Annotated in this window: 10 protein-coding genes and 1 pseudogene; 4 read left to right on the top strand and 7 right to left on the bottom strand. The window is 55.2% G+C overall.

The annotated features are described in order from the left end of the window. Both CINSTRO3249_RS11375 and CINSTRO3249_RS11380 read left to right on the top strand, forming a co-directional pair. Nucleotides 1-238 (top strand): integrase core domain-containing protein (locus CINSTRO3249_RS11375; RefSeq protein WP_143146883.1); only part of this gene is annotated, 238 nt, incomplete at its 5' end. A 116-nt stretch (nucleotides 239-354) separates the two neighbouring features. Then, nucleotides 355-972, top strand: coding sequence for a lytic transglycosylase domain-containing protein (locus CINSTRO3249_RS11380; protein WP_084790203.1), 618 nt, complete (start codon nucleotides 355-357; stop codon nucleotides 970-972). 128 nt (nucleotides 973-1,100) lie between these two features. Here the strand turns inward: CINSTRO3249_RS11380 and CINSTRO3249_RS18035 are convergent, their stop codons facing one another. The 6 genes from CINSTRO3249_RS18035 to ffh form a co-directional block, all read right to left on the bottom strand. Beyond that, nucleotides 1,101-1,223, bottom strand: a complete 123-nt coding sequence (locus CINSTRO3249_RS18035) for a hypothetical protein (RefSeq protein ID WP_125933175.1) — start codon at nucleotides 1,221-1,223, stop codon at nucleotides 1,101-1,103. Nucleotides 1,224-1,492: 269 nt separating this feature from the next. Further along, nucleotides 1,493-1,840, bottom strand: a complete 348-nt coding sequence (gene rplS, locus CINSTRO3249_RS11385; RefSeq protein ID WP_074013371.1) for a 50S ribosomal protein L19 — start codon at nucleotides 1,838-1,840, stop codon at nucleotides 1,493-1,495. 63 nt (nucleotides 1,841-1,903) lie between these two features. Then, a complete protein-coding gene (gene trmD, locus CINSTRO3249_RS11390; RefSeq protein WP_074013372.1) occupies nucleotides 1,904-2,659 on the bottom strand; it encodes a tRNA (guanosine(37)-N1)-methyltransferase TrmD in 756 nt (251 codons plus the stop codon). A 32-nt stretch (nucleotides 2,660-2,691) separates the two neighbouring features. Then, the gene (gene rimM, locus CINSTRO3249_RS11395; RefSeq protein WP_074013373.1) at nucleotides 2,692-3,240 is read right to left on the bottom strand and encodes a ribosome maturation factor RimM; all 549 of its coding nucleotides are present in this window, start codon (nucleotides 3,238-3,240) and stop codon (nucleotides 2,692-2,694) included. A gap of 18 nt (nucleotides 3,241-3,258) precedes the next feature. Then, nucleotides 3,259-3,507, bottom strand: coding sequence for a 30S ribosomal protein S16 (rpsP, locus tag CINSTRO3249_RS11400; protein ID WP_011410519.1), 249 nt, complete (start codon nucleotides 3,505-3,507; stop codon nucleotides 3,259-3,261). Nucleotides 3,508-3,618: 111 nt separating this feature from the next. Continuing rightward, entirely contained in the window at nucleotides 3,619-4,980 is a 1,362-nt protein-coding gene (gene ffh, locus CINSTRO3249_RS11405) for a signal recognition particle protein (RefSeq protein ID WP_074013374.1), read from the bottom strand. Nucleotides 4,981-5,145: 165 nt separating this feature from the next. Here ffh and CINSTRO3249_RS11410 point away from each other — a divergent pair, with 165 nt between their 5' ends. Continuing rightward, nucleotides 5,146-5,934 carry a cytochrome C assembly family protein gene (locus CINSTRO3249_RS11410; RefSeq protein ID WP_074013375.1) on the top strand — a complete coding sequence of 263 codons (789 nt, stop codon included), beginning with the start codon at nucleotides 5,146-5,148 and terminating at the stop codon, nucleotides 5,932-5,934. A gap of 26 nt (nucleotides 5,935-5,960) precedes the next feature. Continuing rightward, nucleotides 5,961-6,377, top strand: a pseudogene (locus CINSTRO3249_RS11415) (CNNM domain-containing protein); the annotation flags it as partial. A 14-nt stretch (nucleotides 6,378-6,391) separates the two neighbouring features. Here CINSTRO3249_RS11415 and CINSTRO3249_RS11420 read toward each other — a convergent pair. Continuing rightward, a partial coding sequence (locus tag CINSTRO3249_RS11420; protein WP_044698828.1) for an IS1 family transposase occupies nucleotides 6,392-6,504 on the bottom strand: 113 nt, incomplete at its 5' end.

Here is a 6,504-nt window from a genome sequence, read left to right on the forward strand (position 1 = left end):
CGGCGACTCCTACGATAATGCGATGGCAGAGAGTATCAACGGGTTGTACAAAACGGAGGTTATCCACCGCGGGAGCTGGAAAAACCGGACGGAAGTGGAGTTGGCCACGCTGGACTGGGTGGACTGGGTGGACTGGTACAACAACAGAAGGCTGCTCGGGCGGCTGGGTTACATCCCTCCTACTGAAGCCGAAATGAACTATTACGCTTTGCAATTAGCATCAGAGGAAGCGGCGTAGTATTGCCAAAATTACTCTCTAATAAACTCGGGGTTATTCACTCAACCCACTGACCACAAGATCCCTGGGGTTGAGCTACGCCTATAACGATTTTATGCAGGCCATGATTTGTGGCAATGACGATGACGCCCCTGAACCTTTTTTCTAACGCTTTCCCATCCCTGATTCAGCAGCCTCTTAAAGCCGTTGCCGGTTTGAGAGGCGTGGCAACGTTTAGCCAAACACCGAAAGTCGTCGCGTTACTGCTGTTGTTGGGCTGCGGGGCGGCCAAGGCGGAAACGGATTGTGTGCGCTATGCCGCGCAATGTTTCCAGGTCAACCCGTCACTCATTCGGGCGATTATTTGGCAGGAATCCCGCTTTGAACCGCAGGCGATTAACCACAATAGTAATCGCACGCGAGATATCGGCCTGATGCAGATCAATAGCGTCAATTTACCGATGCTTAATACTCTGGGTATCAGCGCGCAGAGTATACGGGAAAACAGTTGCGTGAATGTCCTCTCTGGCACCTATATTCTTCATAAGCTGGTGCAGCGCTATGGCTATTCTTGGAATACCATCGGGCGATACCATTCCGCCACCCCGACGTTTAACAGCAAATATGTCGATAAGCTGCTGGACACGTTGACTAAACCCGCCCAGGTAGCCGATTTGCGCGCGCATAGCGTACCCATCGCGTCGCGCGAGGAAATTGATAAACTCTTTGCGCCGCACTGCCTGGCAAAGCGCTAATGGCGGGCGCAACGGTCACCGTTGTTGTCAGCGGCCAGGCTGCTGTTGCTCCAGCTATCTTGCCCCAGGCAAGCCGACACTTTCTGAACATGACTCTCACGCCGCGGCCCGCCGCGACGTGAGCCTTTTCAGGCGGGCATTAAGGCATGTTGCTGGCGCAGTTGCTCAACTGATTTAACCAACAGAGATGATCCTGTGAGCATTTCGTCTTCGCTGTTTTTCGCCGGCAGGTGGGAGAGCGCCAGTAAAATGCACGGTTAGCCTCCGTCGCCAAGGTACCCGGACTGTCGTTACGCCATAGGGTGGACGTGCGCGCTTCATCAACGTGACGCGGTGCTGGTTGCTGTGTAGAGAAAAGATCTGTCGGCGCAGTGACAATTTATCCGCCCAGAAATTGAAGGTTGCTTGCAGACCTGGGCGTAAACAGTACGTGGCCGCCGGCGCAGCGATAAAAAAAGGGTTAGGCCGTGGCCTAACCCTTGGGTCATTATTAACGTTTGGATGCGGCGTGAGCCGTACCTTAGTTCAGGCGTTCTTTGATACGCGCTGCCTTACCGGTACGTTCACGCAGGTAATACAGTTTGGCCTGACGCACGGCGCCACGGCGTTTCACGGTAATGCTATCGATGACCGGAGAGTGCGTCTGGAATACGCGCTCAACGCCTTCGCCGTTGGAGATTTTGCGAACAGTGAATGCGGAATGCAGACCGCGGTTACGAATCGCGATAACCACGCCCTCGAATGCCTGCAGACGTTTTTTGCTGCCTTCAACAACCCATACCTTGACTTCCACCGAGTCGCCCGGGCGGAAAGACGGTACGTTCTGCTTCAGCTGTTCTTGTTCAATTTGCTTAATAATGTTGCTCATAATTTTGTCTCTTACCCTAGGTAAACTGATAGTTCAGGTTAACCAGCCATCAGGCCGATCCCTTTAATCATCGTGTTGCCTTACCCGATATTCCCGCTGGAACTCGGTCAGCAACGTTGCTTGCTCGTCAGTCAGAGCTAGGCTTTCCAGAAGTTCAGGTCTTCTGAGCCAGGTACGGCCCAAAGACTGTTTCAGACGCCAGCGACGGATCTCAGCATGATTGCCCGACAGCAGAACTGGCGGTACCTCCATGCCGGCCAACACCTCAGGACGGGTATAGTGCGGGCAATCCAGCAGCCCTCTGGCGAAGGAGTCCTCCGCCGCGGAGGCCTCATGTCCCAGCACGCCCGGGATGAACCGGGAGACCGAGTCAATCAGCGCCATCGCCGCTAATTCACCGCCGCTGAGCACATAATCACCCATTGACCATTCTTCATCAATCTCGGTGGCGATTAAACGCTCATCAATACCTTCGTAACGGCCGCACACCAGAATCATCTTCGGGTTGGCGGCCAGCTCGCTCACGCCTTGCTGATCGAGCTTACGGCCCTGAGGGGAGAGATAAATCACCTTCGCTCCTTCGCCTGCCTTGTTTTTTGCCTCGTGAATCGCATCCCACAAGGGCTGCACCATCATCAGCATCCCCGGTCCGCCGCCGTAAGGGCGATCGTCCACGGTACGATGCCTGTCGTGGGTGAAATCACGCGGACTCCAGCACTGCACATTCAGCAGGCCATTCTTCACGGCCCGGCCGGTCACCCCGTAGTCGGTAATGGCACGGAACATCTCGGGGAACAGACTGATGACGCCAATCCACATTCCACCGCTTCCGCCACCCTCAATTTTGGGGGTCAAAAGCCCGGATCCCAGTCAACTTCAATGACGTGGGTCGCGAGATCGACGTGCTTAATCACCTGCCCGTCGAGGAACGGAATTAACCGCTCCTGAATGCCAAAGGCATCTTTCAGGTTGGCTTTCACCACCAGAACATCGTTCGAGCCGGTTTCCATCAAATCGATGACTTCACCCAGCTGATAACCGCCAACGGTGACGACCTGGCACCCCAGGAGGTCTTTCCAGTAATACTCACCGCTGTCGAGATCCGGCAATTGCGACGCGTCGACGACGATTTCGCAATTGGTCAGCAGCGTGGCCGCTTCCCGGTCTTCGATGTCCTTGACCTTGATGATCAGATCCTGATTGTGGCGCTTCCAGCTTTCCAGCCCGATCGGCTGCCACTCACCTGCCCTTTTGATAAACCAGGGCTGGTAATCAAAAATGCTTTCGGCTTCTTCAGTGGATGAAAACACTCTGAGCCAACCGCGAATGCCATACGCCGAGCCCATCTTGCCCACGACTATTGGCTCAACGGGTGCTGCGATACGGAGTTGTTTGCTCATTTTCACCACCAGCAGGCGTTAGGCTGCTTTTTTCGCGTCTTTAATCAGCGCGGAAACGCGTTCGGAAACCGTTGCGCCCTGGCCAACCCAATGTTCAATACGATCCAAGTCCAAACGCAGACCTTCAGCCTGACCGGTGGCGATCGGGTTGAAAAAGCCAATACGTTCAATAAAGCGACCGTCGCGCGCATTGCGGCTGTCGGTCACGACGATTTGATAGAACGGGCGTTTTTTAGCGCCGCCACGTGCCAAACGAATTGTTACCATAACATCCTCTTTAGTTAATAAAACAACCGGGCCCTGTCGGGGAACGGGGCCCGGTTGCCGTATAAAAAGCCACAAAATTTTACTCGTTTCGGGGTAAAAAGCAATCGATAGTTAACGACCGGGGAAGCCGGGCGGCATCATACCCTTCATATTGCGCATCATTTTTGCCATACCGCCCTTTTTCATTTTCTTCATCATGCGCTGCATGTCGTCGAACTGTTTCAGCAAGCGGTTGACGTCCTGAACCTGCATGCCTGAGCCGGCGGCGATACGACGCTTACGCGAACCTTTAATCATGTCCGGACTGACGCGCTCCTTGGCGGTCATGGAATTGATAATCGCCTCCATGCGCACCAGGACTTTATCGTCCATCTGCGACTTGACGTTGTCCGGCAGCTGGCCGACGCCGGGCAGCTTGCTCATCATGCTGGCCATACCGCCCATATTACGCATCTGCTTGAGCTGGTCGAGGAAATCGGTGAGGTCGAAGCCATCGCCTTTTTTCAGCTTGCTGGCCAGCTTTTCTGCCTGAGCGCGATCGACTTTGCTCTCGATATCTTCGATAAGCGACAACACATCGCCCATGCCGAGTATACGCCCGGCCAGACGATCGGGATAAAACGGCTCCAGCGCATCGGTTTTCTCACCGACGCCCATGAATTTGATCGGTTTACCGGTGATATGCCGGATGGAGAGCGCCGCGCCGCCGCGCGCATCGCCGTCTACCTTGGTCAGGATAACCCCGGTCAGCGGCAGCGCCTGATTAAACGCTTTGGCGGTATTGGCGGCATCCTGCCCGGTCATGGCGTCAACCACAAACAGGGTTTCCACCGGGGTGATGGCGGCGTGAATGGCGATGATTTCCGCCATCATCGTTTCATCCACGTGCAGGCGGCCGGCGGTATCCACCAGCAGCACATCGTAGAACTTGAGCTTGGCCTGATTCAGCGCTTGATTAACGATGTCGAGCGGCTTCTGACCGGCGTCGGACGGGAAGAAATCGACGCCGACGGTTTCAGCCAGGGTTTCCAGCTGTTTAATCGCCGCCGGGCGATAGACGTCGGCGGACACCACCAGCACTTTCTTCTTCTGCTTCTCGCGCAGATATTTGCCGAGCTTACCGACGCTGGTGGTTTTCCCGGCCCCCTGCAGGCCCGCCATCAGCACCACCGCCGGCGGTTGCGCCGCCAGATTGAGGGCGTTGTTTTCATCGCCCATGGCGTTCACCAGCTCGGCGCGCACGATCTTGACGAATTCCTGCCCCGGCGTCAGGCTTTTATTGACTTCCTGCCCCAGCGCGCTCTCTTTGACCCGGCTGATGAAATCCCGCACCACCGGTAGCGCCACATCCGCTTCCAGCAGCGCCATGCGCACTTCCCGCAGGGTATCTTTGATATTGTCTTCAGTCAGGCGGCCTCGGCCGCTGATATTGCGCAACGTGCGCGATAATCGATCGGATAGATTGTCAAACATCGTTTTTTACTCAACGTGGCGTCCGGCCGCTTGCGCGACATTATTGGCGACAGTATAACACGAAGCAGGCCGCGATCGCTGCACCCCTTACGACAACGGTTGGAGCATGACGCGCTGAAGGCTATACTGGTCGCCTCTTTTATTAAGTCAGACGACGACGCTGCTATGTCCTGGATTTCCCTTCTGGCCTTTATTGCCTATTCTTTGAGCCTCGGCCTGATTTTGCCCAGCATTTTGCGCCGCAGCAGCGCCTATCGCCGGCTGGCTCTGCTGTCGGCCACGGTGGCGATGCTGGGACATGGCGTGCTCATCTGGCTGCGTATCTTCGGCGTGCAGGCAGGGCAGAATCTGAGCTTGTTGAACGTGGGCTCCTTAATCAGCCTTATCATCTGCGTGGTGATGACGGTGGCGGCGTCACGCAACCGCGGCTGGTTCTTATTACCTATCGTCTATATCTTCGCCATGATCCATGTGGCGTTCATTACGCTGATGCCGGGTGAATTCATCACCCATCTGGAAGCGACGCCCGGTTTGATGGTGCATATCGGCCTGGCGTTGTTTTCCTATGCGGTGCTGATTATCGCCGCGCTGTACGCGTTCCAATTGACCTGGCTTGATTACTTGCTAAAAAACAAGAAGCTGAATTTTCATTCCGACATGCCGCCGCTGATGGGAATTGAGCGTAAAATGTTCCACATCACCCAGGTTGGCGTGGTGCTGCTGACGCTGACGCTCGCCACCGGTCTTTTTTTTATGCGGGATTGGTTTGTCGCCGAGAACCGGCATAAAGCGGTTCTCTCTTTCGTCGCCTGGCTGGTCTATATTGTAATACTATGGGGTCATTACCGGCAGGGCTGGCGCGGCCGCCGGGTGGTGTGGCTCAGCGTGCTGGGCGTGCTGTTGCTGACGCTGGCCTACTTCGGCAGCCGAATCTGGCAAAACGTGATGGCGTAAGATAACGCCAATAAGGAAAGTCCACTTTGGAACATGTTTCAACCAGTACCTTACTGGTAATCCTGGTTATCATGGTATTGGTTTCCGCTTATTTTTCCGCTTCCGAAACCGGCATGATGACGCTAAACCGCTATCGGCTGCGTCATCAGGCAAAACAGGGCAACCGCGGCGCCCGCCGCGTTGAGAAGTTGCTGCGGCGTACCGATCAATTGCTAAGTCTGGTGCTGATTGGCAATAATCTGGTCAATATTCTTGCCTCGGCGCTGGCGACCATTGTCGGGATGCGCCTGTACGGCGATCTCGGCGTCGCCATCGCCACCGGCGTCTTGACGTTTGTAGTGCTGCTGTTCGCCGAGGTGCTGCCGAAAACCATGGCGGCGCTTTATCCCGAACGTATCGCTTTTCCAAGTAGTCTGTTATTGGTGCCGCTGCAAAAACTGATGGGTAATGACTCCAATTAGTAGAACATGTGTTTTTCGATGAAGGCTCCGATGACTTTTTCGTGGATCTCGACAGAGCGCGAGAAGCAAATCGTTTTACGCGCCAGTCGTTTAATGCGGGTACGGAGCG

Origin of the sequence: Candidatus Sodalis sp. SoCistrobi (assembly GCF_900143145.1) — a bacterium.
Lineage (GTDB): Bacteria > Pseudomonadota > Gammaproteobacteria > Enterobacterales > Enterobacteriaceae > SoCistrobi.

Coding starts and splice junctions, on each gene's coding strand:
- CINSTRO3249_RS11380 (WP_084790203.1), top strand. CDS start 355: ATGACGATGACGCCCCTGAACCTTTTTTCTAACGCTTTCCCATCCCTG.
- rplS (WP_074013371.1), bottom strand. CDS start 1,840: ATGAGCAACATTATTAAGCAAATTGAACAAGAACAGCTGAAGCAGAAC.
- trmD (WP_074013372.1), bottom strand. CDS start 2,659: ATGTGGATTGGCGTCATCAGTCTGTTCCCCGAGATGTTCCGTGCCATT.
- rimM (WP_074013373.1), bottom strand. CDS start 3,240: ATGAGCAAACAACTCCGTATCGCAGCACCCGTTGAGCCAATAGTCGTG.
- rpsP (WP_011410519.1), bottom strand. CDS start 3,507: ATGGTAACAATTCGTTTGGCACGTGGCGGCGCTAAAAAACGCCCGTTC.
- ffh (WP_074013374.1), bottom strand. CDS start 4,980: ATGTTTGACAATCTATCCGATCGATTATCGCGCACGTTGCGCAATATC.
- CINSTRO3249_RS11410 (WP_074013375.1), top strand. CDS start 5,146: ATGTCCTGGATTTCCCTTCTGGCCTTTATTGCCTATTCTTTGAGCCTC.